Annotated in this window: 19 protein-coding genes and 1 tRNA gene; 6 read left to right on the plus strand and 14 right to left on the minus strand. The window is 40.5% G+C overall.

The features are described 5' to 3' along the window. Positions 1-41 precede the first annotated feature (41 nt). The 8 genes from ABTV71_RS20880 to ABTV71_RS20915 form a co-directional block, all read right to left on the minus strand. Positions 42-923, minus strand: coding sequence for a DUF4097 family beta strand repeat-containing protein (locus tag ABTV71_RS20880; protein WP_433900915.1), 882 nt, complete (start codon positions 921-923; stop codon positions 42-44). Between the two features lie 104 nt (positions 924-1027). Further along, positions 1028-1846: a hypothetical protein gene (locus tag ABTV71_RS20885; RefSeq protein ID WP_433900916.1), complete on the minus strand. Its 819-nt coding sequence runs from the start codon at positions 1844-1846 to the stop codon at positions 1028-1030. Further along, a complete protein-coding gene (locus ABTV71_RS20890; RefSeq protein ID WP_147430301.1) occupies positions 1836-2393 on the minus strand; it encodes an RNA polymerase sigma factor in 558 nt (185 codons plus the stop codon). Before ABTV71_RS20890 ends, ABTV71_RS20885 begins: the two co-directional genes overlap by 11 nt. A 243-nt stretch (positions 2394-2636) precedes the next feature. After that, positions 2637-3119: a hypothetical protein gene (locus tag ABTV71_RS20895; RefSeq protein ID WP_220700023.1), complete on the minus strand. Its 483-nt coding sequence runs from the start codon at positions 3117-3119 to the stop codon at positions 2637-2639. Positions 3120-3189: 70 nt separating this feature from the next. Further along, a complete protein-coding gene (locus ABTV71_RS20900) occupies positions 3190-4785 on the minus strand; it encodes a SusD/RagB family nutrient-binding outer membrane lipoprotein (RefSeq protein WP_433900917.1) in 1596 nt (531 codons plus the stop codon). Between the two features lie 12 nt (positions 4786-4797). Beyond that, entirely contained in the window at positions 4798-8139 is a 3342-nt protein-coding gene (locus ABTV71_RS20905; RefSeq protein WP_433900918.1) for a SusC/RagA family TonB-linked outer membrane protein, read from the minus strand. Positions 8140-8242: 103 nt separating this feature from the next. After that, positions 8243-9346 carry a FecR family protein gene (locus ABTV71_RS20910; protein ID WP_433900919.1) on the minus strand — a complete coding sequence of 368 codons (1104 nt, stop codon included), beginning with the start codon at positions 9344-9346 and terminating at the stop codon, positions 8243-8245. A gap of 166 nt (positions 9347-9512) precedes the next feature. After that, on the minus strand, positions 9513-10070 hold the full coding sequence (locus ABTV71_RS20915) for an RNA polymerase sigma factor (protein ID WP_121122341.1): 558 nt from the start codon (positions 10068-10070) through the stop codon (positions 9513-9515). A gap of 107 nt (positions 10071-10177) precedes the next feature. On the opposite strand from ABTV71_RS20915, the gene ABTV71_RS20920 reads away from it, so the two are divergent. From ABTV71_RS20920 to ABTV71_RS20935, 4 genes are all read left to right on the plus strand, one after another. Then, the gene (locus tag ABTV71_RS20920) at positions 10178-11326 is read left to right on the plus strand and encodes a hypothetical protein (protein WP_433900920.1); all 1149 of its coding nucleotides are present in this window, start codon (positions 10178-10180) and stop codon (positions 11324-11326) included. Positions 11327-11432: 106 nt separating this feature from the next. Next, entirely contained in the window at positions 11433-11951 is a 519-nt protein-coding gene (locus tag ABTV71_RS20925) for an NADPH-dependent FMN reductase (protein WP_433900921.1), read from the plus strand. Positions 11952-12035: 84 nt separating this feature from the next. After that, positions 12036-12257: a VF530 family DNA-binding protein gene (locus tag ABTV71_RS20930; RefSeq protein ID WP_121122347.1), complete on the plus strand. Its 222-nt coding sequence runs from the start codon at positions 12036-12038 to the stop codon at positions 12255-12257. Positions 12258-12311: 54 nt separating this feature from the next. Further along, positions 12312-12764 carry a KTSC domain-containing protein gene (locus tag ABTV71_RS20935; protein ID WP_121122349.1) on the plus strand — a complete coding sequence of 151 codons (453 nt, stop codon included), beginning with the start codon at positions 12312-12314 and terminating at the stop codon, positions 12762-12764. 135 nt (positions 12765-12899) lie between these two features. On the opposite strand, the gene ABTV71_RS20940 is transcribed toward ABTV71_RS20935, so the two are convergent. The 3 genes from ABTV71_RS20940 to ABTV71_RS20950 are packed head-to-tail and all read right to left on the minus strand — an operon-like array spanning position 12900 to position 16287. Then, positions 12900-14594: a hypothetical protein gene (locus tag ABTV71_RS20940; RefSeq protein WP_433900922.1), complete on the minus strand. Its 1695-nt coding sequence runs from the start codon at positions 14592-14594 to the stop codon at positions 12900-12902. Positions 14595-14641: 47 nt separating this feature from the next. Then, complete coding sequence (locus ABTV71_RS20945) at positions 14642-15757, minus strand: FecR family protein (protein ID WP_433900923.1); 1116 nt, start codon at positions 15755-15757, stop codon at positions 14642-14644. Continuing rightward, positions 15754-16287, minus strand: a complete 534-nt coding sequence (locus ABTV71_RS20950; RefSeq protein ID WP_121122356.1) for an RNA polymerase sigma-70 factor — start codon at positions 16285-16287, stop codon at positions 15754-15756. The genes ABTV71_RS20945 and ABTV71_RS20950 overlap by 4 nt, the downstream gene beginning before the upstream one ends. 384 nt (positions 16288-16671) lie before the next feature. Here ABTV71_RS20950 and ABTV71_RS20955 point away from each other — a divergent pair, with 384 nt between their 5' ends. Both ABTV71_RS20955 and ABTV71_RS20960 read left to right on the plus strand, forming a co-directional pair. Next, complete coding sequence (locus tag ABTV71_RS20955; protein ID WP_433900924.1) at positions 16672-17235, plus strand: porin family protein; 564 nt, start codon at positions 16672-16674, stop codon at positions 17233-17235. A 234-nt stretch (positions 17236-17469) separates the two neighbouring features. Further along, positions 17470-17543: transfer RNA gene (locus ABTV71_RS20960), tRNA-Pro, on the plus strand. Positions 17544-17689: 146 nt separating this feature from the next. Here the strand turns inward: ABTV71_RS20960 and ABTV71_RS20965 are convergent. From ABTV71_RS20965 to ABTV71_RS20975, 3 genes are all read right to left on the minus strand, one after another. Beyond that, positions 17690-19474, minus strand: coding sequence for a hypothetical protein (locus ABTV71_RS20965; protein ID WP_433900925.1), 1785 nt, complete (start codon positions 19472-19474; stop codon positions 17690-17692). Between the two features lie 463 nt (positions 19475-19937). Next, the gene (locus tag ABTV71_RS20970) at positions 19938-21503 is read right to left on the minus strand and encodes a RagB/SusD family nutrient uptake outer membrane protein (protein WP_121122362.1); all 1566 of its coding nucleotides are present in this window, start codon (positions 21501-21503) and stop codon (positions 19938-19940) included. A 42-nt stretch (positions 21504-21545) separates the two neighbouring features. Further along, positions 21546-24530, minus strand: a complete 2985-nt coding sequence (locus ABTV71_RS20975; protein WP_433900926.1) for a SusC/RagA family TonB-linked outer membrane protein — start codon at positions 24528-24530, stop codon at positions 21546-21548. Positions 24531-24559 lie beyond the last annotated feature (29 nt).

Consider the following 24559-nt stretch of genomic DNA (forward strand, 5'->3'; position numbering starts at 1 on the left):
TGTATGCTAAACGTGGTCAGCCTATTTCAACACTTCACCTACTATTTTTGGGATCTAATATAGATATCACCCATAGAAGTCTTCAGGATCACATCCTGTCCGCCACCATTCATTTTTCCTTTAACAGTATTTGACATGTTGTAAGGACTACTTTTAGGTTCCTCAACAGGCTTTTCAAATTGAAATTCATCTGCCGCATAGATATTGCCCATTGAGGTCTTCATATCTACGTTGGCGCCGAATTTTGCTGGGAAAGCCACATCCACCGCCCCCATTGCGGCAATGAGCGAAATAGGCCCTTTGACCGGTTGCACAAATTTAGCAACAACATCCCCCTGAGCAACCTTTACATTAATCGGTCCTGTTACATTGATCACTTTGACATCCCCCATCGTGCTGGAAATCTCCACTTCTGCGCGAATATCTTTCACCTCAATCCCCCCCCCATTAAAGAAACCTCCGCGGCCTTTTACGCTAATAGGAAGATTAAAAGGAACCCGCACATGAATGGAATCCTCCATTGGCATGCCTACTATACTGATTTCGGTCACGCCAGCATTATTTTGGATATTCATCCCCATTCCCGAATTATCGGACAGGCCGGAACCGTTTACAACGCGTAAACCTTTAGTACGGTCGTTTTCTTCCTGTTCCTCTACATTCGCCGTAATTAAAACTTCTTTACCATTATAGCCTTCGACAGCCACATTATCAAATTTTAGCAATAACTTCTCTCCTAAAACAGGTACTTTAAACTCTTTCCAAACCTTATTTCCACTATTTCCAATAGCACCTCGAATTGCTCTTGGCGGTCTGGGTGGCTTCGGCGGTACAGCCCCCTCCACATTCTCTGATATCTGCGCCTGCAATGCATGTGCAAAAAGCAGCGCCATTCCCATGATGATTATTCTTATCCTTTTCATCTCCTTAATTTTATTGTTTCTTTATCTAATATTTTTCAAATCTTCCCTGTATTCGCTAGCTCCGTCTATCCCATTTGTTTGGTAGTCCTTACCGCTCTGTGCCCTTATTGATGCAACAACACGGCATAGGCCTGCTCTTTTACAAACTTCAATGTAAAGGGATCTTCCACGATCGCATTCAGTTTGTCCTTTGTGCTGTTTTTCATTTCCAGCTCGTCTCGCTGCCCGATCATTTGCATCAGTTCGACCTGCAATGTAGGATCATTCTGTGCGACGAAAAAATCCTGAACTTTCTGTTGCCTGGCTTCCGGTGTCATTCCTTCCAATAAGGTCTCAATGGCTGCCATACGTACATTGCTGCTTTCATCAGAAACTGCCATTTTCTCCAGCACTCTTGTTTCATCGTCATTCAGACCACCTTGTTTTTGTAAACCAAGTATGGCTGCAAGACGTGTACTTGCCCAAGTGGAATCCTGAAGCATTTCCATATAATCCTGTTTTTTGACCGACAGGCCCTTGTCCTGAACTGCTTTTTGCCCCTTCACTTTAGCCACACGATTTATTTTTTGAACATTTGGCATTGTTTGTATGATTCGAACCGGCTCCTTCCTTTCAATTTCTACAGAAACTCCCTGCTGTGCAGGTGTCATTGTTTCTAAAGCATCCTTTTGGACAGAAACTGGTCTTCCTTCTGCTACTTTGGTCACATGATCTTCTTTCTGATTAAAAATCAGTAATGTAGCAGTACCTACCAATAATGTCGCTGCTGCAATGCTTGCCCATCTCCATAATGGTTTAATTCTCTTTTCCTGTACCGGAGGAACTACCTGTGGTTTGATTTTATTCCATAAATCCGCAGAAGGTTCTCTATGGTCAAATGCATCCCGATTCGCATTTACAAAATCTTTCAAATTATCCCGCATAATTATACCTCTCCTTCAATTGTTCGTAAATTTTCTTTTTGGCCCGATGGTATTGACTCCTTACCGCTACAGCCGTCATACCCAAAGACTCAGCAACTTCATCATGACTCATATCTTCAAAAAGATAAAGATTGATAATCATTTTGGGTATCCCGGTCAACTGATCAATAACCGATTCCAGATCAGTTAATCGACATTCCCGCCACTCCTTTTCCAATAACTCATCTTCACCCTCGTCCCGGATTTCCAGATCATCAATCGGTGTGTGATATTGCTTATTCTTTCGTAAGAGAGAGATAGCTTTATTCACCCCCATCCGTCGCAACCAAGCCTCAACATTTAGTACCGCATGCCACTTATCGGATTTTGAGAAAAACTCCACAAAAGTCTCCTGTAAAATATCCTCGCTCTCCTCCTGATTGGACAAAATCCGATAGATCGAGTTAAAAATCTTCTTCGCATAGCGATGATAAAGCTGTGCAAACCCTGATTCGTTACCGGACTGGCACATCGCTAATAAGTCTCTATCGCTAAGTTGATTCTGCACGTGTATTATTTAATACTGTTAATTTTCTATGTTTCTATTCTATAGTCGGAAAGCGTTGGAAAATGTTGCAATATAATTTTATTTTTTTTCTAAAATAAATAACGAAGCGCTCGTAAACCGCAATAAACAACTTTATTACTGTTTTTAAGCAATAAAAAAACACCCAAAGAATACCTTGAGTGCTTGCATTGACAAAAAGTACTTTATGAAGTTTTATAAAATCTTCAATAAGCCAGTGTTATATTATTTTATTTTTAGATAGGTTTCTATAATAGTATGTTTTACACCGAGTTCAGGTAAGTTCTCCTCCCCCCGTTGAATAAGTGTATCCCCTTTAAATTCCAGTTCGAAATCGAACTTATTGCTTTCCCAATCACGGAGGCTACAATATTGTAGCCGTTCCTGGTAATTTTTACCGTCAAATGAATAAGTTCCTCCACCGGCAAGAAAATGAGGTTCTTTCCCTTTCCCTTTCTCTTTATCGTGGTTAAAAAAAGAAAAATGATCTTCATTAAACATCTTAAACATTTCGGTTTTGCTGGTATCAGTAAATGCGGTCACTGTATCTTTCCCTTTGATTGTTTTACTTTCCAGGAGTCTATAAGTCCCGGTCAATGACTTGGCTTTTGAAGCCTTATTTTCTTTCTGTTGTTCGCTGGCATTGTTGCATGAAAAGAGCATGCATGGCAACATCGCCAATAGCAAAATTTGATTTTTTAGGTTCATAGTATTTTATAAGAGGTTTAAAGAGGCCAAACTACGAAAGTTCGGCCTCAAAAAAAACAAACCATTGTGATTATTTGTCCCACCAGACCCGGCCGGCAAGATTATCCCCGCCGGGTACCGCTGAAGAAGCAGCTTTATAGTTTTCTCCGTTTATAGCGGCTTCATTAGCAGGATATGGAAAGCGACGTGGAATCGTACCCGAAGTTGCATTTCCAGGATAGTTTACAGGTGTTAGTGCTGGTATGCCGGTTCTACGCCAATTGCTCCAAGTTTCATAAAAATCAAGCATGGTGATCGTGTGGGCCCAATACTGTGTATTTATCTGTTTCAAGCCATCCGAAGTACTAAATGGATGTGCCGTTAAGTACGCATTTGCTTCGGCCTCACTGATAGCCAACGAGCCATCATATTGATCAAGGAAAGTTATACTTGCTTTGACCCCTTTGTTATAATGGTCACTTGCACTACCTCCAATTCCCCACCTTTGCGCGGCTTCCGCTAAGAGAAGCTCTGACTCACCAAAGGTTAATATAAAAGTAGCCCCCGTTCGCTTAACCATGTTTGGATTAGGCGATGAATAATCTGGAAAGGTCGTGTAACTCGGATCTCCACTGATATTATATAGCGGGTTAGCTCCTAAGTCCTTTCCATTGGGCATACCTTTTTGTTTTGCTGGATCAGATATAAATCCGGCATTCTGGTCTTTACTTTGTTCAGACAGGTAAAGCTGAGTCACCGCAACTTTTTTCAATCTTGGATCATTATTGGATTTCAGATAATCAATAAATGTTTTGGACCATTTAACATAATAGTTTTCCTGCCCGCCATCGCCCAATAATACTTGACTATTCCGGTTCTGGGTAACTCGGGAACCAGAAACATCATGTAGGATAAAAGCATTGTCCGTATTGCTGGCCATCGTTTTACCCACAACTTTTTGTACGTATTCTTTGGCCTTGGCTTCATCTACTTTCACCAAACGCATGGCCGTACGGAGCAAGAGTGAATTTCCAAATTTCCGCCATTTAGCAATATCGCCTTTATAGATAATATCTCCGGTCACTTTATCACCATCATCTTTCAGGGCTGCCGTAGCGGTTTCAATTTCCTTCAATAAATCATTGTAGATATCTTGTTGCTTGTCATACTTTGGCTTATAGATTTTATTGTAAAAACCTACACCTGCTTCTGAGTAGGGAACATCACCATACAGATCCGTCAGACGAGCAAATATCAATGCCTTCCAGATCCTTGCAACATGATGAAGATTTGCATATTTCGGTTTGTCTTTTGTAAACTCGACAACATCGACAATATTCCGAACCTGCTCAATATAGGCACCCACTACTCCATTACCCCAATAAGCTGCCGTATAACTTTCGTTTAGCATATATTTATCTCCCGCCCAATAACTCACAACGGTAGACAAACCCTGCATCATTGTAGCTGAATAGATCAAATTTCCACGCCAGGTATCGTACGCGAAATCAAAACTTCCTGTGTAAAATAACTGAGCAGAACTAAATGTATAATTAGGATCCCAATTGTCTTTACTATAAGCAATTGGATTTGTATTTATTTTTTCAAAATCTTTTGTACAGCTGCTTACGATAAGTGCTGTTGCTGTAACTAAGCTAGCGAGTGTTGGTTTTATATATCTTTTCATGAGGGTTTTCGATTAGAATTTAACACTTAAATTAACACCATAGGTACGTACAGCGGGTACACCTCCAAGTTCAAGCCCCGGAAATGTAGCGTTGTAGCTCGATTCAGGATCAATATTATTTGTCTTCTTCATGATTATCCAAAGATTTCGTGCTACAGCACTGACTGTTATCGCCTTAATCTTATTATGGAATAGATTGGAAGGAAAAGTATACCCCGCAACAATTTGACGTAGTTTAACAAAATCAGCGTTGTTGACAAATATCTTCGATACATTATTTGCAGTGTTGGTATAATAGGTTGCTGCCGTGCGACCTAAACTTTCACGGTCAGCCACCGTTTCCTGATGTAATCCATTGATATATCCATAATAATCTGTACCAGAAAACAGCTTTCCGCCCCATTTTCCATCAATCAAAAATGAAAAATTGAATCTTTTATAATTGAATTCATTGTTCCAGCCTGCAAACCACTTGTTCATAGCCGAACCATAGGGCTTTAAATCACCGCGCAGTGGAGAACCGTCCGCTGCCTTTAAAATATTGCCTTGATCATCATACCTATTATCGAATGCCATAATTTGAAAAGCAGGCATCCCGACCCGATTCATTAAATAACCTACTCCTGAGCGTGAAATTGCAACAGACTGTTCATCCATTCCATCTGCCAACGAAAGCACTTTATTATCATTATAAGAGCCATTGAGTGAAGAAATCCACTTAAAGTTTTCCGATTTAAAGATTGTTGCTGAAATCAGTGCTTCAAAACCTTTGTTTTGCATTTCACCGGCATTTAGCACAGCACCGTTATAGCCACTTGAAGAAGGAGTCGTGATAAAGGAAATTTCGTTTTTCGACTTTTTATTATACCAAGTAAGATCTAGATTCACCCGGTCATTGAAGAGGCGCAACTCTGTTCCGATCTCTAACTCTGTAGCTGTAGAAGCTTTTAGGGAAGAATTGGGAATATTGTCGTTTGAAATAGTTCCCAGTGGTTGCCCATTTAATGTTTCGCTTCTAAAATTATAGGTTAATAAGGTTTGATATGGATCCGTTGCCTGTCCAACTTGTGCAAAACCAGCCCTTAACTTTCCATAGCTCAGCCATGTGGGTTTAAAATACTCTGAAAAGATAAATGATCCCGAAACAGCGGGATAAACAGAATTTAATTTATTGTCAAACCCCGGTGTAGCTAATGTAGAAAACCAATCTGACCGTAAACTTCCTGTTAAATAAGCAACATCCTTATAGGCAAATTCCAATGTACCATAAGTTGATTGTGTTTCCGATTCACTTTCGAGATAATTAACCGCCTTATTCTTTGCATTTAATATATTATAGACACCAAATATGGCGAAATCCGTTCCTAAGTTAGTGGTCTGCTTGATTTTTGTATTTCTATAACTTGCTCCAATATTAGGCGTCAATGTATAATCTCCCAATATAAAGGACTTACCGATCAATAGGTCTGCATTGACATCAGCAAATTTTGTTTCCTGCTCGGCAATCTTTCCACTTGGATAATATCCCGTACCTGAAGGAACGACATTCTTATAATGATCGGAATATCCATCGCGTCCCGCACGTGCCTGAAAAAACAAGCCATTATCCATGGTATATTTTGCGGTTACAGAGGCAATAGAGCGATCGCGATTGGTATTGTTGATAAATTCGTTTGCAGCAAACCAAGGGTTGGTTGCATAAACGTTACCCGAATTATAGAGGATCTCATTTCCAGCATCATCCTTCCACGGTTTTAAATCCTCGATATTAATGCTTGTTGGTAAAAACATCGCATTATAATTGGCATTACCAGCACCATCAGATACCATTGGACGATTCTTCACTTGTTCCAAAATCATATTATACCGTGCATCAATGGTCAAGCCTTTAAGTGGTTCGAACAATCCAACCAAATTAAATGACTGTCTCTTCAGTCCCGAATTGGGGACAACAGATCTATTATTTACATCTGTTCCTGACAAGCGGATCGATCCACCTTCAAATGATTTATTAAGTGCCAACGTATTTGTCCAGGTTGAACCTGTCCGATAGAATCTTTTAAGATTATCTTTTTGTAATGAATATGGCCTTTCCACCCCATCAAATTGCACCACAGGAGTGCCATCCAACTTCGCCCCCCAACTTGAACCGCCAACCTGAGCGGCACCAGCCTTGTTTGTTGGCTTTTCACCATTCGCACCCTGGCCGTACACCGTTTGCCAGTTCGTATTGTCTATAATTTGTTCGCCTACAAAATTACTGTTAAAGTCGATTGAATTCCCCTTACCCGATTTTGTTGTAATTAAAATCACCCCTGCTTTTGCACGGGAACCATATAAAGCAGAGGCTGCTGCACCTTTTAATACAGAGATACTCTCAATATCGTCCGGGTTAATGTTGCTGATAGCATCCCCCAAATCCGGAGCATTGTCCCACTGACTGCCCGCGTTTCCTTTGGTGTTCGCATTTCCGATTCCCACGGGTTTACTCTCCATCGGAATACCATTGATGACATACAACGGTTGATTGGTTTGATTCAAACTGGAAACACCACGTATGATTACATTAGAAGCCGCTCCCGCTCCCCCTGAGGTTGCAGTGATATCCAAACCCGCTACTTTTCCGACAAGTGAATTCACCACATTATTTTCGCGCGCAGTGGTCAGGGACTCCCCAGCAACCTGTGTTACGGAATACCCTAGCGAACGTTTTTCTTTTTTCATCCCCAATGCGGTAACTACGACCTCATTTAACATCCGGTTGTCTTCCACCAAAATGATTTTCATGTCACCATCTTTCGTCACAGCCACTTCCTGCGAAGCATAGCCCGCAAAAGAAACAATCAACGTATTACCAGTAGTAGCTTCAATGGAAAACCGTCCATTGATATCGGTCGCCCGTCCGACAGCTGTTCCTTTAACACGGACACTGGCTCCTGCTAATGGATTTCCTTTGTCGTCTGTTACTGAACCCGAAACGGAAACCTGTTGCTGTTGACTCACCACAACAAGGCCTTCTTTAGATACCGAATACACCAGTCCACTTTTATTGAAAAGCTTCGCCAGAACGTCCAATACTTTTGTATTATTGACATTGACAGACACTTCTTTATTTAAATTCTCGTTGGTCGAATTATAAACAAAGTAATAATCACTTTGCTCTTCGATCAGCTTAAGTACCTTGCTCAGTTTTGTCTTTTGAACATCCAAGGAAACTTTTTGTTGGGAAAATACAGATGCTGAGACATTGATTACAGCACACGTAGTCATAATTAAGGCTAGTTTCATCCGGATAATGAATCTAAAATGCACAATATATCCATTGCGCATTTGCAATAAGCAATTTTTAATCATATTTTAGTGTTGGTTAAAATTAATATTAAGCAGCACGCCCCAATGTTGCTGCTTTTGGTTAATCATTTTTTCAATGAAGGATGGTGTTGGTCCACCATCCTTTTTATTTTTCTGAGATAGTTATTTTTTTCCCATATAATTCAAATTTAAAAGGTTCGACTTTTTGTAAAGCACTCAGTACCTGAGTAATGTTTTCTTTGCTAAAGGTTGCCGTGAAGCGATACTGCTTTAACTGCTCGCTTTGAAGCTGAATATCCACGTCATACCAACGCTCCAGGGTGCGTCGTAAAGTTTCGAAATCTTGGTCCACAATTTCTAATCTATTTTCCTTCCAGGCGATATCAGGTATTTCGGTGGTATTTGACTCCACTACGGGGATATTTTCGATGGCAATTTCTTTAATGGGCAATTTACCTAGGGTTGGTTTATCTCCCTTAGATGCATCAACTAAAAGCTCAGCCTGATTTTTGAATATCGTAATTTTTTGATTTGGCTTAATGACAACGGAATTCTCGCGCTGCCCTTTGCTTTTCATCTCAATGGATCCCTCCACCAATACAGCTTCAGCTGTTGGCTCTTCGGGATAACTTTTCACATTGAAGGTTGTTCCCAAAACTTTGATATCAAAGTCAGAAGCCTGTACCATAAATGGTTTTTCTTTATTCTTCGCGACCTGAAAATAGCCTTCACCAACTAATTTCACAAGGCGCAATTCACGGTTAAAATCCGAAGATACCTCCAATTTACTCGCAGAGTTTAAGGTGACAGTACTACCGTCAATTAACTCAAAAGTCTTTTTCTCACCCTTCTTTGTCTGGTAAACCTGACCAATATCGGTCAGCTCCTGAGAGACGATATCTTGTGTCGGAACTGTATAATACCATATTCCGCCCGCCACTAAAGCAACGAATACCGCAGCAATAGCAGCCCATCTTTGCCATGCTATTCGACGGATAGGTGAAGATTCAACTGGAGCATTTTGAAGATCAGTTTTCAATCTCTCCATTTGTTCATGGACGGATTTTCGGTTTCCGACCAATATTTGGTAAAGACGTTTTGCTTTTAAGATCATTTCAGCCTGCTCGGGATGATTTAAGCTGTATTGTTGCCAGTAAAGGATACAGTTTTTATCCTCTCCGGAGCAATACTTCTGAAAAGTATCGTCAATCAAAAAATCCTCTAACTGTTTATAATCTTTTTGGCTCATTCTAATGGGTATTTATCCTATAGTGCCCGAAATGAATCCGTTTTCCTAAGAAAAAAATAAAATATTCAATAAAAACCTGATTATAAGCTATTTATTTTTACTCAAATTCAAATAGGAGATCTGCGAGGTTCATGTTAACGGTATAGCCTGCTTACTGATAAAAGCACTAAATATCCTTTAGTTCCTCCCGCAAGATTTTCAATGCATCATAAAGTGTATTGTAAGCGGTCTTAACAGACATTTGTGTGATTTCCGAGATCTTTTCGTAAGAATAACCTTCAAAAAACTTCAGGTTGACCAATTGTTTCTGGCGAAACGATAATTTCTCCAAGGCTTCCTTTAAGCGAATCTGAATAATTTCATTGGTTTGTACTTTGATGACAAACTCTTCGTAAGGCATCTCGATCCATTCATCCTCCGCCTTGACGTTTTGAAGTGCCGTATTAATTTTATGCTGCTTTTCGATCAGTCGCAGCATACGCCTTTTTAGAAAGGTAATAAGATAGGACTGTACATTTTCAACGCGATCAAGCTGTGCTCTTGTTTCCCAGATCTTAACGAAAACCTGATCGGTCGCTTCACTTGCCAGATCGCTATCACCACAGGTACGGATCCCAAAATTAACGAGCTCCTGATAGAGTGCTCCATACAGATCAAAAAACGCTGCCTCGTCACCTGTACGAATACGCTCCCACAACAGGCGGTACCCCATTTTATTTCTCATAACAAAGCATATAATCCGTATTAAAGCTAATATAAGTCCTTATTTCCAAAAGTATAAACTTAATCCGTAAAAGGAAAAAGTTTTTATCTTTAGGTATAGTTATCGGTATGTGGTCTGAAATTATAATTACCTTATTTATCTGTATTGCATTGAACTTCTATGTGTTGAAGTGGCTTCGCGATCATCGAAAGATGCGACCAAAAAGTATACTAGCCTACTTAATCACACCGATTCTTTATCTATGCATTCGTTTATTGATGATAAAATGGGTATTTATCACTGTTTTTGCATTGGTATGGATCGGTATTATTGTCTTCTTGCTCCGTAAGACTATCATCTATTTTACACCGCAAAAATTTCGTTCCGAAAAAGAAGAGATCATAGAAGCCGAAATTGTTGATCCCAAAGCTGATGAAAACAGGGTGGTTTCGCAGAATCCGAAAGACGCTGAGCAACCAGCAGCTCTTTCCAAGTTCCAAACAATATCTTCACGGTGCATAAATAAAACAGACCAAGACCAAGGTTCACGACAGCCCGATCCAGCCGCCCCTGCCGATATCTCTGCTGTCGAAATGACGGAAATTCCGGATGAACGCCACAAGAAAGAACGACAGCTTTTATTATTACAGTGTATCTCCTTTTATGCGACGATTTATAACGTTGTTTTTTGTCTCTTTCTCCTGATTCGAAAAGCGTATTTGCAGACAGATCAAGATGATGACATCATTGGTCTTTTCGGCACATTCCAGATCAACAGTATTATTTGTCTTGTTGTTACAGCAATTATCTGCAAATTATTTGACACACTAAATAAACTGACCAATCTGATCCAGCTCGAAAAAAAAGGGTACAAATTATTCCTTTTTATCTTACTTGGCTTTATTTGTTTTTTCTATTTCCGGCGAGATTTCATTACTTTAGAAACGCTAATCATGCAATCTTATGCTCATCAAGGTGTCTTTTTTCTTATTGGAATAATAACCTTTCTGCTCGCCCAGCTTGCTTTTATGACCATAGATTATCCCAGTTTTATCCACTATCAATTTTCCAGAAGAAGGGACTTAAAAGTCATTATCATACTCAATTTATTTTTGTTAGTTTTAGTAATGATTATCTGTGAGATTCTGTTAAAGGGACATCAAAACAGTTTCAATACTAGTCATCTTTTCACCCTTTATCCTACAATACTACTATTTTTTCTGGAACGAAAAAATTACATTCAGGCTAAAAACTATGTCAATCGTGTGGATCTATAATCGTAAATTAGCAGTTTCAAAATCTTATAGGCGCAACTGAGCTCCAGTACTGAAAATTATACATTAAACAATCAGGGCCTTGGCGTCCAAAAAGTAAATATATTCAATGAAAACCATCTTCGCGATAATAGGTAGTGCAAGCGAACATTCGTCCAATCACCAGCTCGTGCGGCATCTTCAACATAAGGTTAGTCCGGAAGTCAATCTTGTTCTCTTTGACCGTTTAAAAGAATTACCCCATTTCGACCCAGAGGAAAGCAGCTCCCGTCCACCCATAGAGATCATTGCCCTACGTCAGGTCATTCAGGATGCCGACCTGGTATTGATCAGTAGCCCAGAATACATTTTCAGTATCCCCAGTGGACTGAAAAACCTGCTCGAATGGTGCGCTGCGACGACTATTTTTACCGACAAGCCAGTCAGCATTATTACAGCGTCAGCGCAAGGAGAGACGGGCCATGTCGAATTGCAACGCATCATGCAGGGGCTTGGAGCTCAGCTTGACGCTGAAAAAAACCTGCTTGTCCAAGGAATAAAGGGCAAACTTGATGCTGCGGGAAATATCTGGGATGAAAAACTCGATCAACAGCTTGACGCGCTAGCGGAGCAGCTCAAGAATGCCTAATTAAAAGAAGTCGGACCTATCATGTTGCGACAGCAACACGATAAAAAGTCCGTTAAAGTATACAAAGATTGCTAACTTTACAATATGCAAGAACAAGTCAATAATCCATTACACGGAAAACGGTTGGATACAATCATCGAGTATTTAGTGGAGTATTATGGATGGGAAGAACTGGGACAAAGGATAGCCATCCGTTGCTTCAATGAAAACCCGAGCATAAAATCCTCGTTAACTTTTCTACGGAAAACACCTTGGGCGCGTGAAAAGGTTGAACGGCTCTATGTCAAAACCCTGGGTAAAAAATAATCTTATTTCCCTGATAATACAAATAATCTGATTATTAAGCATATCTTTGCCGCCATGAAAAAAATTGCCGACTACCGAAAGTTGTTAAATGTGGATAAATCAGCGGATCTCAAGACGCTCAAATCCACCTATCGGACGATTATGAAAGAATGTCATCCGGATAAATTTGTCAATGACGAAGAAGGTCGTTTGGCTGCCGAAGAGAAGAGTGTAAAAATGATTGAAGCTTATCATTTTTTGGTAAGTATCTGCCCGGAAACTATTGAACAACAATTACCGATCTATACAGAAACTATTACGAATTCGGTTATTCAGGATATCGACTGGAAAGCCCAAATATTGACAATCACCTTCCAAGATGGCAGTCAATATGAATACTTTGGCGTCCAACGAAATGATTATGTAAAATTTGTCAATGCTGATTCATTGGGACGATTTGCACGAAGACATATTTTTCATACTTATCCATACCGGAATGTATTGAAAACAGCTACTGTTGTTGGCTAGTTAAAGCGTGTATAGACTATATATCTGTTAAAGCACAAGCGCCTTTGTTGGTACAACAAAGGCGCTTATGTAAAATGTTAAATGTTTAAAAGCTATCTGTATAACACTTGTATACCCAAAATAGTTTTAATTAAATTATAATTTTAACATGAGCCCGGCGATACCGCCACCGTAGAACGTATTTCTGCTGCGGTCTCTTCCCCAGGTTTTCCAACGGGTACCCGTCCCAGAAATCGTGTCTTCATCCCGTTCAGCATAGTTGAAACTTGGTGCCACAAAAAAGGACAGGACTTCAGTTAATTTATAGGCTGGTATAATACGGAAAGAAGACTGATGATTATCCAACAATTTAAATTTATCAGTCAGATGATTACGTGTCGTAATTTCCGTGCGAAGCGCAAACTTAGCAGTGTTCAGCAGAACTGCCCCTAAACCTGCTTCAAAGGTATATTTAGAAGGTCCATCATCAACAAGAGCTGCACCGACAGATAACACACTATAAAGTACCCTGCCTCCGGAACGAAACTGCAGTCCAAGGTACCGATTCTCGTCTATTGCCAACGAAAGACTTTTTTCTCCGTTTTTGATTAGATTTAATAGACCGATCGGGTAATCACTACTATCAGCAATATTAACAATTCCGGCCAGTTGAAATCCCTTTACTTTTTTTGCCTTATTTGCAATACCCGCTATTTGGATGCCCACTTCTCCGCTGCTATTGTTTAATACACCTGCTAATTGGGTTGTTCCCGCAGCTTCCTTTGCGGTATTAGCAACACCAGCGATCTGTACGCCCCGTACGGTGTCAACTTTATTCAATATCCCGCCAATCTGGACACCTTTAACGGTTCCAAAAACCCGATTACCTACCCCCGCTAACTGTACACCACCAACATTCCCGCCGACAGTATTAAATACCCCCGCCACCTGGAACCCGTGCATATTATATTGGTTGATATTGAATACGCCTCCGAGCTCTACGCCACTCACTCCAGCGGTTGCGCCGCCGATGATATTTAATGAAAATTTATTGACAATCTGTGACCGAATAAAACCATGTGAGCTTAATCCCGGCGTCATAGATATTTGATACGGGCTATATAGAAACATCCCGCCGAGGTTCATGCTCTGAATCCGTTGGGCAGGCGACAAAAAGACTCTTCCAAAAAACGATCTATAAAGACCATGATCCTCCTCATAGCCTTCAAAATAACCATACTCACGTTTCTTTTTGTCACCTATCTGTGCTTCAATAGGGAAAATAACCATTACACTGGTATCCCGAAACATCTCCTTGCTCACATTAACGGCGATCAGATTACTTTTTTTCTTAACATCCAATTCAAAATAACCATTCTTATCTGTCAATGTAGATAGCAAAGCACTTCTGTCAAAAATACTGGCATTGGAAATCGGGTTATTGGTTCGGATATTTTTAATATACCCCGTGATCACAACCTTATCTTTCCTTGGGGTCTGTACTTCAAAATCAACCGACATCCGTTGCGGCGTATATTGAACGATAATATGTTTACCTAATTCCTTAAAGCTATATTCCTTACCCAAAATCCCATCGAGATAATCGTATAAATTTCCCCTATAGGCCCTGGGATAGATGACACTATCCATCTGTAAGATATTTCCATTAAAGGAAAAGAGCACATCCTGCCGATCTTTTAATAGCTGAAAGACTTCGCCGACGGTAGTTTTTGAGAAAGCGGGCATTTGAATTTCTGCAGCGAGCTTTTGCTGTGCTAGCCCCAAACGAAAGGAGCATAGCAGAGAGAAAAGGATATAAAACCTGATTCGCTTTATAAAAAATAGTATCATGCTACTATCTGTACAATTTTGTTTCGAAAACATGTTATCGTTTTTGATTATCTTGTTAAGTGAATTTCTTTATCCCGCACTTCGACCTTTAAGTCTAGGCTTTTTGCCATCACCTTGAGTATTTCTGCCAAGCTATTTTGTTTAAATTCGGCAGTATATGGTATTTTTTCAAGAGCAGGATCATCTAGCATAACCTTATAGTCGTATGCTCGATTAAGCACCTCAGTAACCCTTTTTAAAGGTGTATTTTCAAAATTAAACTCACGGTCTACATAATATTTATAGAATTTATCCTGAACAGGCCTCTTTTCAACTTTCATGGTATCTGTATCTCTAATCGTCAGCATTTGATCTGGCCGTAAGAAAATCTCTTTATCTGCATAGGCCACTTTGACCAATCCCGTGGCGACGATGACCTCCGTTGCATTGGAAATACGACGCACATTAAAACTGGTTCCCAGTACCGTTATATGCGTATTGCCTGTCGCAATTACAAAGGGATGTTTTTTATCTTTTTCCACCCGAAAAAACACCTCTCCTTTTTTTAATTCCACATTTCTGTTTTTATTACTCCATGTGCTGGAATAGGCTAGTTCAGTATTCTTATTGAGCGTGACTATAGATCCGTCAGGCAATGCATCCTGACGTACGGCTTCTTGGCTCACAAGGTGCATTTCCTCCCGCTGCGAACGATCAAACACATAGAATCCTACCATGCAGACCAACAAAATGCTCGCCGCGGCCCACCAGTTCCATTGAATCACTTTTGCTTTTCTTTTTGGGGTTGCAGTCGATTCCGATGCTCTTCTGTCCCTAACGATTTTAAAATCCATCCAAGCCTTATCCACATCCACTTCTGGAACCTCCAGGGGTTTAGGCAAGCTATCCCATAACTTTTTCATTTGCAAATATGCCTCCCTATTATTAGCGTCTTTTTTCAACCATTCCTCTACGATCATACGCTCAGCTTCATTCGTTTCCCCGACCATATGTCTTTCTAGTAATTCCTTATTCATAGCGTATAGATAAGATAGAAATACATTTTTCACTTTTAGGTATTCTGCTCTGTTGTCAGGATCGTCCTCCAACCAGCGCTGTACTAAAGCATTCTCTACTTCATTGGTTTCCCCAACGATATATCTTTCCAGTAATTCCTTATTCATAACCTATAGATAAGATAGAAAATAATCAATGTCAAATAATCCATCAGTTCGACACGTAAGTGACGCAAAGCCTTGCTCATGTGCCCTTCTACTGTTTTTATGGACAGATCCAATGTTGTTGCAATATCCTTGTATTTCATTTCCTGAAAACGGCTCAATTCGAATACAGTCCTGCTTTTTTCAGGCAGTTCGGCCAAGGCGACCCTTAATTTATCATCCAGATCCTTGCTGCTCTCATCTACAGCCGGCTCCCAATCCTGCCTATGTTGTTCGTAAGACTGATATTTGAGCTTACGTTGTTCCTTCTTTAGGACATTCATGCTTTCATTATAGATAGCACGATAGAGATAAGCTTTCAGCGAAGTGTGTACCTGTTCTTCCCAATCTTTTTCCCATAATCGCAGAAATACTTGCTGTACAACCTCCTCCGCTCCGTCGCTATCACCCAGGTATCTAAAAGCATAACGATGCAATTCCTTGTAATGCGCTCGAAAAAGCTGCTCGAAATTCTTTTCTTTATTTTCCGACATTGGCCAAATCTACCATTTGATTAAACAATCTACTTTATACTAAGACAACGCAAGTGGTCATTACCCTTATTTACTTTTTACTTTTTTCTTGTTTATGCTAAGCCCGCCTTGGTTTAGTGAATTAGCAGCCCTTACACCCGTTCCATAAATCTAAGGTCATCTTCCGGTATCCTGCGCTAACGCCACTGTCTTATACCGGAAAGCATCGTTCAATATGTACAACCTCCGTGCGAAATGATGCTATAAGCGATCTTACATTCCTAATTGGAACTAAAGTTAATAGCTAAAAATAGAAAAATGTTTTTTTTCTAAGGGTACAATGATTTTTTGTTGTCATATCATAAAAGCACATTAGTGAATAGATCACAAAAATTAGTATTAAAGATGAAAACAACATTCAAAGTAGCCTTATTGGCATTAACAGTATTGGGAGTAACAGGTACAACACAAGCACAAGAGGTGACTTATGGTATACAAGTTGGAAGCAACTATCACATGACATCATTTGGAAATAAATCCGTTAAGGACAATAATGGGAAAGTAGGCGTTTCTGTTGCAGCATTTGCACGTGTCGGGGATCGCCTCTTCTTTCAACCCGGCATTGGAGCCAGTTTACTGCGTAAAGAATATTCGTTTGAAAATACACAGAAGACGCCTAAATTTTACCAGGTTAATCTTCCGTTGCAAGTCGGCTATAAATTACTGGAAAACGGTGATTTTAGCCTTCGCGGTTTATTAGGACCACAATTAAACTATGATCTAAAAACCGTCAAATCCAGTGCAGCTACAGATTATAAGAAATTCTCTCTTGACGGCAGAGCCGGAATTGGAATAGATGTCAGTCGCTTCACCGTAGACGCTTACTACAGTCATGGATTAACAAGCGTGGACAAAACTTTAGACGCTAAGAACAAAACTGTTGGCATTATGGTCGGCTATAAATTCTAGCAATAGCTCATTCAAAAAACAAAAATACCTCCCCCGACGATTGAATATTTGAAAAGAGCATGCAGGGAGAATACGAATAAAGTCTAAAAAAATGGGATGTCAAAAAGTCGGGCATCTCATTTTTTTTCAATTAGATTTTATTTTTTGTCAATAATTATTATTTTAGCGCTACCAAAAAATTATTCTTAAAAAAACGAGTTTAGGATCATCCTATACATTCGTATTGGAATAATTCGGGATGTAGCGTAGCCCGGTATCGCGCCAGCATGGGGTGCTGGAGGTCGTCGGTTCAAATCCGGCCATCCCGACAAAAAAAATAAAACCACTTTATTCAATAAAGTGGTTTTATTTTAACAATTCGGATTTTATCTAATTAACAAATTGACCATCAATAACTAAAACCGCAACAAGATGCTGTACTAAATTTTACGTTAAGTGATCATTCGACTTTGTACTATTTCTCTATCACCATCAATTCTTGCTCAAGCATAAAGCTCACTAGCCATTTGTCCCCGATTTTAAAAGCATTTAGATCATTCGGTGTATTTTCGCTTGATTCATTTTCCAGTTGTACATATGCATAAATTACTTCAGCTTCCCCTTCCTGTTTAAATGTGGAACTATTTATCAAAATAGTTTTTATTCCATGTGTAAAAGCGTCTCCATATTCATAAAAAAAACGAAAATTATCCCCATCTGGAAGCATGATATATCTATCAAAAAGCTGATCTTTTAGTTTAATCGATGGAATGGACTCTTTTTGACCGATCGGAAAAAAGTATAATTCATTATCGACTTTATCAAAATAAAACGTCTGTTTATCAGCAGATAGATAGCTGGGGTACCATGGTAAATTAGCGGGCAACTTCACTGTTTCGACAGGGACCAATTTAGCATTGAGCGATAGGTGATAGATGACCTCGTTTAATTTAAACAGCAACGGAAAGTCCGGGGAAGTGCTATTCATTGTTGCAGCGGGCAGATACTCGATTTTCCCTTTGGCAATATGGGCTTCTGCCAACAATTTGTCTACAGTTTTTTGCGCTATTATTGTCCCTGTCTTACTGTTGACACATAACATTTCATAATTCGCGGTCCGATCCTTATGATAAAGGATATAACTATGCTCCGGAGTCATATAAGTATGATCGATAATCATATCCCCTGCCATCGGCAACAACTTTTTGGAAGCCCGTTCTTTATAAAATGTAGTCTTTTCATTGCTTGGTTCCGCGCTGTATTGCCCCCATCGGAATTGCTTATTGATGCTGAATAGCGTTCCATTTTCAACCCTAAAATCGACGAATTCTGCTGCATTTGGTTGTTGTGGAGAAGCAATTTTACCGACCTGTATACTACTGTCAGCAGGATTGATAGACAACAGCTGTTGATCTTTAAAATTAAGGTAATCTGGCTGTGGATGTAAGCGAATGATTTTGCCCTTTGTTTGATCCAGCGCAGACAATGCTTTTGTATTTTCTGCTAATTTTCTTGTCCATACCTTTTTGGCACCTTTTGCGAGTTGTCCTCCCGGATCAATCCGGATGACACTATCCAACCAGTTCTGCCATACCTGTTTTGAAGCATCCTCCGTCGGTACACCCAACCGCTCCATTGTGTTGCTGAGATATCTTAACCGTGCCTTTGCGAGATCAGCTAGCACTGTTGGCCGATAATCATGTATTGTTTCACCACCATCTGACGTTTTAGCACAACCCACGTAATGTACCATTACCTTATGTTTGCTATCTAGTTTTTCTATCCAGCGGGGCACATCCCGGAGATCCCGATCGTCGATAAATTTTGTCCATTCAATAGTGTCGGTCAAATTTGACCTGTCAAAAATTGACGCCGGATAAGGATTATGTTCAATTTTGTCCTTGTTATGTGCATTGAAAAATGAGGCATTCTTACTGTAATAACAGTCTTTGATTCCTGGCACAGCAATTATTTCAAATGTAAAATCTCGATCATAATTATAAAATAAGTTCCCTCTATCTGGAAAAAGGGGAATCAATAAAATATCCTTCGTTCCTAGACGTTTGGCATCAGCTTGATTCAACTGCAGAAAAAAACCACTTTCTGGCAAGTAAATATTCCCCTTATTAAGCACAAATAGCAACCGTTCCATTGCAAAACTCAATTGGACAACTCGATAATCCGATTTGAAGCGTCCTGTAACAGATTGCACCTTTTCCATTGTATCCACCTCTACCTGAAATTTTCTATTATTCGCCATAGTATCGTTATTGCCATGACATTGACAAAATGCCACGATCAATAAGACCAAATAAAGCTGCCTAAAGACCATACCTCTCATTTATTTCATTAATAATATAATTGATTGAATTTACAGCTTTTCCGCTAATTAAAGTAAACCAGTTAATATCCGCCTTTCCTTACATTATATTCGTCTTTATTTCATACCCTATTCGAAAATGTTGTACTGATTCGCCGCAATACTGTCTATCGCCTCTTCTGGATACCTACCTATCTAAAGACAATAAGCAACAAGCCCGAACGACCTAGGACCATAAAAAATTGAGGGTTGACAGCTGACCGGCATAGGTAAATTATAGGAGCAGCTGAAAAAGATTAAAAAGAAAAAAGGTATTTAGATGACCCGGACAATCCAGATCGTCTAAATACCTTCAAAACAGCTATTGCAAGCTATTTTCTCTGTACGGCTATTGGTATAATGATCAATACCCCGGATTTTGTTTCAGGTTAGGATTCACCGCGATCTGTTGGCTCGGGATAGGATACAACAATGTTTTTGGATCCGGATCAGCAGCCTTTTCCTGCCAAGCTTGCAAGAACTTGCCGAATCGGATCAAATCTTGTCTCCGCCAGCCTTCCCAATACAGTTCCCTGGCACGCTCATCCAATAAATTGTCCAGTGTCAAGGTGGTTAAATTTGTCACACCACGGTTTATCCGAATACTATTGACCAAAGCTAGCGCCTCACCCGCCGCGCCTGTACCGCCTCTCAAAATCGCTTCTGCTTGCATCAGTAGCACGTCCGAATATCGGAACACCACCCAATCGTTGTTCCGCTGTCCTGAAGCAGCATAATCAAATGCATACTTCATGGGGCGGATTCCCGCTGTCTCCAGCGTTGCTCCAGAAGTACGGATGGTAACCTCTCTGCTAAATGACAGCGGAGCTGTTGAAGGGTTGCGGGCCATTAACGGCTTGTTCGTACTCCAATTATATTGTTGTCCGGCAAAAAAGCCTACGTTCTGACGACCAAAACCTTTTTTTCGATTGGAGGTTGTGTCCGCTGCATAATCATAATAAATCCCTCGACGTTCATCAGATGCCGAAAACTTGTCATAATAGTCCGAGAGCGTACACCAACCGTTCCAACCACTTGGATTCATATTATAATGCGCTATTGTATTCCAGGTTCGATCCACATTTCCGCCTCTTTCACCATTCTTGTTTAATAGCGTAAAAATATTTTCGGTCGACTTCACATCATTATCAGGTGCAAAATTATCGAAATATTTTCCCTTGGCAGATACAGTATACTGCGCAGACATCGTAATTTCCTTTGCCAAAGTAATCACTTTATTCATATCCTCAGCTGCAAATGTAGGCGCCTGTCTATTGACAAAAGCACCTTTATTCAGATAGATCTTCATCAGCAAAGTTTTCGCTGCATTCCTATTGGCAACATATGCTGCCCCGTCTGTTGGAAGACTGCTTAAAATGTCATTCAGGTCTTTGACTATATAATCAACGGCTGCCTGTGGTTGCAAAACCTCTGGAGCGATCCTAAAATCCTCCATTGCTTCACCTTCTCGAATAGGAACGACCCCGTAAAGATCGAGCAAATCAAACATTGCCAGTGCTCTTATAAATTTTGCTTCAGCAGTTTGTTGTGCATTAGGCTTGTAACGCAACACATTACTGGCGTTATAAATCGCAGTCCCCAGACTTACAAAAGTATTATTCATGTAAGCGTTATCCGCATTCCAGGTATGTAAATGAATTGCACGGTGCATTCCATTATCATCCCAGTCTCCCCCTCTTGTAGGAGCCATCGCTGCATCGGTTGAAATTTCTTGCATCACCCAGCGCTGCTCCTGTTGATAAGGGGTATTCAGTGAGATATAGGCAGTAGTCAATAAGCCGCCTGGCTCGACTTCAGAAGTTCCCTCCTCCAATTCGCCTTTAAACTCTTCTTTCAGTTTGGTGCAAGATGATGTACTTGCCGCAACCGAAGCTATCAATCCAATATATAATAAAGTTCTTAATTTCATCTGTCTCATATTTTTGTTTATCCAATGACAATATATCTTAATCTAAAGTGAAAAATTAACACCCAATAAGATATTTCTCGCAGGCGGGTAAGGTAGATATTCAATACCCAAAGAAGGGATTCCATTCGTAGAACCGTCTGTATTCACTTCGGGATCAAATCCAGTATATTTTGTGATAATAAAAAGATTCTGTCCGGTTAGTGACACATTTAAATTCTTCAATGTTTTACCCACGTTTCCTACGCGGTAGCTTAATGTCAGGTTGGCCAATTTTAAATAATCTCCTTTTTCCAAGAAACGTGAAGACGGTGCTGCCGAATTCGAGGTAGACTCTTTGACCGAGGTATCAAAAAATTTGGATCCAATGTTTCGTGAAGACAGATTAGTCAATCCCAAACCTGTAGCAGCGGTATTGTTAAATAAGTAATGACCAAAAGCACCGTTCATATTGGCCGCTAGCGAAAATTTCTTATAATTTACATTCGTAGAGATACCCAACAAGGTTGTCGGATTCGGGCTATTCATGTAATACTTATTGACGGCCGGATCGTTTTCGGTACTTATGCTACCATCCAGTCCCCGGTACATACTTGTTCCTGTCTGTGGATCTATCCCTTGGTAGTCGGCCAAATACCAAACGTTCAATGGCTGTCCATTCACCATGCGTTGTCCCAATACGCCGGAGAAACCTTGCCCTCTTAACGCACCTGTTTCGTAGTAACCGACAAGTCCACTGACGCTATTTTTAAGAAAGGTCGCGTTACCGGTCAAATCCCAAGTCCAGTTGTCATTTTTGACTATCGTACCGGTTAATGCGATTTCCACACCTTTATTAACGATTTCACCATCCAAATTTACCCAGATACGGCCGGCTGGTGCTGGTTGAGCAAGTGTCTGCTCAAATAAAGCGTCCGTTGTCTTTTTATTGAAATAATCAATAGAACCATATAATCGGTTACCAAGGATGCCAAAATCTATCCCCGCATTGATTGTGGTTGACGTTTCCCATTTAAGGTCAGGGTTACCGTAATTCGCCTGACTGATACTCTGATTGTTAAAAATAAGTCTATCTAATGAGGCACCAGAAGGGAATTCCTGATTTCCGGTCTTACCCCAGCCAAGCCTCACTTTCAGCTGATCGAAAATACCACTTGACTTTAAGAAATCTTCTTCCGCCACATTCCAGGCAACAGCAAGTGACGGGAACACGGCATATTTGTTATTTGAACCAAATTTTGTCGACCCATCCCTTCTTACCGTCGCTGTCAATAGATAACGGTTCAAATAATTAAATCCTCCACGTAAAAATAGCGACTGCAATTGATTGGTTGGACTTCGATAGGATGCTATTTCCCTATTTGCAGGTTTACTGTATTGCATGTAGTCGAAATAATCCAATCCCATATACTTGAACCCGCGTCCAAACATAATATTATTATTAAAGTTATAGTCCAAATATTCATAGCCCGCAACCGCATTGACGCTCCAATCCTCGTTGATCTGTTTATTATAGGATAACATATGCGTCATCTGTAAGTTTGTCTCGCCGTTATTGGAGATAAATGCTTGCTCATCTTCGTTATTGGACGGTTCGATCAGTCCCGCACGATACATTCCCTGGCGATTACCTGTCTGACGCATGGCGCTATAGATAAAACGATATTCCAAATCATCCGTAATTTTATAATATGGAGCCAAATTGATGACGAGCGTATTGGTCGTCGCTAAATCCTTAAAGGCTTCAATACTGGTCAATGGATTTCGGGTGGTTGTACTGACAAAAGTCAGATTGCCCTGCGCGTCCCGTAATGGACGGGTTGGATTCCACTGTAAAGCCTGTGAAATAATGTTACCTTCTGAACCTACCGTCGCATTGATCGGTGCATATTTATTGTCCATTTGTGTCAAAAATAGGCCAAAATCAAGTCCCAGTCTTTTGTTCTCCAAAAAGCGAAAATTTCCACTAAGGTTGGCCGTATATTTCTTGAGTTGCGAACCGCGGATAATACCATTCTGATTTAAATAACCACCTGAAAGACGATATTTTCCGTATTCTGTTCCTCCAGCCACATCTGCATAATAATTCTGTGTGATGGCTTTTCTGGTGATGGCTTTAAACGCATCTTCATTGCCACCAAAATCAGCATCATCCACTTCGTTTGGGGTATAGTATTTCAATGCCTCTCTAAACCGCGACGCATTCAATACATCTGGGTATTCACGCATTGTCGACACCCCAGCGGAAGCGCCCACAGAGACTTCTGGCGATCCTTCTTTGCCTTTCTTCGTGGTAATAATCACAACGCCGTTTGCACCACGTGATCCATAGATTGCCGTTGCTGAAGCATCTTTCAAAATGTCCATGCTCGCAATATCACCCGGGTTCAAATAGGTCAATGGATTCCCTCTGTCCGAAGAAAATCCGCCTCTTCCCTCCGGTAATGGCGAGTTACCGGACATCGGCACCCCATCCAATACAAACAGGGGATTATTGCTCGCCCGGATGGAGGAGTTACCACGTATACGGACCGTGGTCGATCCCCCAGGCTGTCCCGTGTTATTAATAACCATTACGCCGGGCGTCTTTCCCTGTATCAATTGATCGGGACTGGTCATAATACCTTTGTTGAAGTTCTTTGCCCCAATGGTGACCATAGAGCCCGTAAGGTCTTTTTTCCGAGCAGTACCATAACCAATGACAACCACTTCCTCCAGCCCCTGATCGGAACTCGGTTCAAGTGCAATAGTCATATCATTACCTGTAATAGGCACTTCCTTTAATGTATAGCCAACATAGGATACCTCAAGCGATTTGGCATCATTGGGTATATTCAGTGAAAATGCACCCTCAGCATCGGTGGTGGTTGCTGTGGTACTGCCTTTTACTTTAATTGTAGCGCCAGTCAAGGGACTTTGGTGCTCATCCACAACCTTTCCTTTCAGCTCCCTGGTCTGGGCTACTGCAGTAAAGGTGGTGAGCAGTAATGCTGGCATCATTACACATTGCGCAAGTAGTTTGTTTTTCATACGCGTTTAAATTGATTGGTTTAATTGAT

The sequence above is a fragment of the Sphingobacterium puteale genome, assembly GCF_050986225.1.
Taxonomy (GTDB): Bacteria; Bacteroidota; Bacteroidia; order Sphingobacteriales; family Sphingobacteriaceae; genus Sphingobacterium; species Sphingobacterium puteale.

Coding starts and splice junctions, on each gene's coding strand:
- ABTV71_RS20880 (WP_433900915.1), bottom strand. CDS start 923: ATGAAAAGGATAAGAATAATCATCATGGGAATGGCGCTGCTTTTTGCA.
- ABTV71_RS20885 (WP_433900916.1), bottom strand. CDS start 1,846: ATGCGGGATAATTTGAAAGATTTTGTAAATGCGAATCGGGATGCATTT.
- ABTV71_RS20895 (WP_220700023.1), bottom strand. CDS start 3,119: ATGAACCTAAAAAATCAAATTTTGCTATTGGCGATGTTGCCATGCATG.
- ABTV71_RS20900 (WP_433900917.1), bottom strand. CDS start 4,785: ATGAAAAGATATATAAAACCAACACTCGCTAGCTTAGTTACAGCAACA.
- ABTV71_RS20905 (WP_433900918.1), bottom strand. CDS start 8,139: ATGATTAAAAATTGCTTATTGCAAATGCGCAATGGATATATTGTGCAT.
- ABTV71_RS20910 (WP_433900919.1), bottom strand. CDS start 9,346: ATGAGCCAAAAAGATTATAAACAGTTAGAGGATTTTTTGATTGACGAT.
- ABTV71_RS20915 (WP_121122341.1), bottom strand. CDS start 10,070: ATGAGAAATAAAATGGGGTACCGCCTGTTGTGGGAGCGTATTCGTACA.
- ABTV71_RS20920 (WP_433900920.1), top strand. CDS start 10,178: ATGTGGTCTGAAATTATAATTACCTTATTTATCTGTATTGCATTGAAC.
- ABTV71_RS20925 (WP_433900921.1), top strand. CDS start 11,433: ATGAAAACCATCTTCGCGATAATAGGTAGTGCAAGCGAACATTCGTCC.
- ABTV71_RS20930 (WP_121122347.1), top strand. CDS start 12,036: ATGCAAGAACAAGTCAATAATCCATTACACGGAAAACGGTTGGATACA.
- ABTV71_RS20935 (WP_121122349.1), top strand. CDS start 12,312: ATGAAAAAAATTGCCGACTACCGAAAGTTGTTAAATGTGGATAAATCA.
- ABTV71_RS20940 (WP_433900922.1), bottom strand. CDS start 14,594: ATGATACTATTTTTTATAAAGCGAATCAGGTTTTATATCCTTTTCTCT.
- ABTV71_RS20945 (WP_433900923.1), bottom strand. CDS start 15,757: ATGAATAAGGAATTACTGGAAAGATATATCGTTGGGGAAACCAATGAA.
- ABTV71_RS20950 (WP_121122356.1), bottom strand. CDS start 16,287: ATGTCGGAAAATAAAGAAAAGAATTTCGAGCAGCTTTTTCGAGCGCAT.
- ABTV71_RS20955 (WP_433900924.1), top strand. CDS start 16,672: ATGAAAACAACATTCAAAGTAGCCTTATTGGCATTAACAGTATTGGGA.
- ABTV71_RS20965 (WP_433900925.1), bottom strand. CDS start 19,474: ATGGCGAATAATAGAAAATTTCAGGTAGAGGTGGATACAATGGAAAAG.
- ABTV71_RS20970 (WP_121122362.1), bottom strand. CDS start 21,503: ATGAAATTAAGAACTTTATTATATATTGGATTGATAGCTTCGGTTGCG.
- ABTV71_RS20975 (WP_433900926.1), bottom strand. CDS start 24,530: ATGAAAAACAAACTACTTGCGCAATGTGTAATGATGCCAGCATTACTG.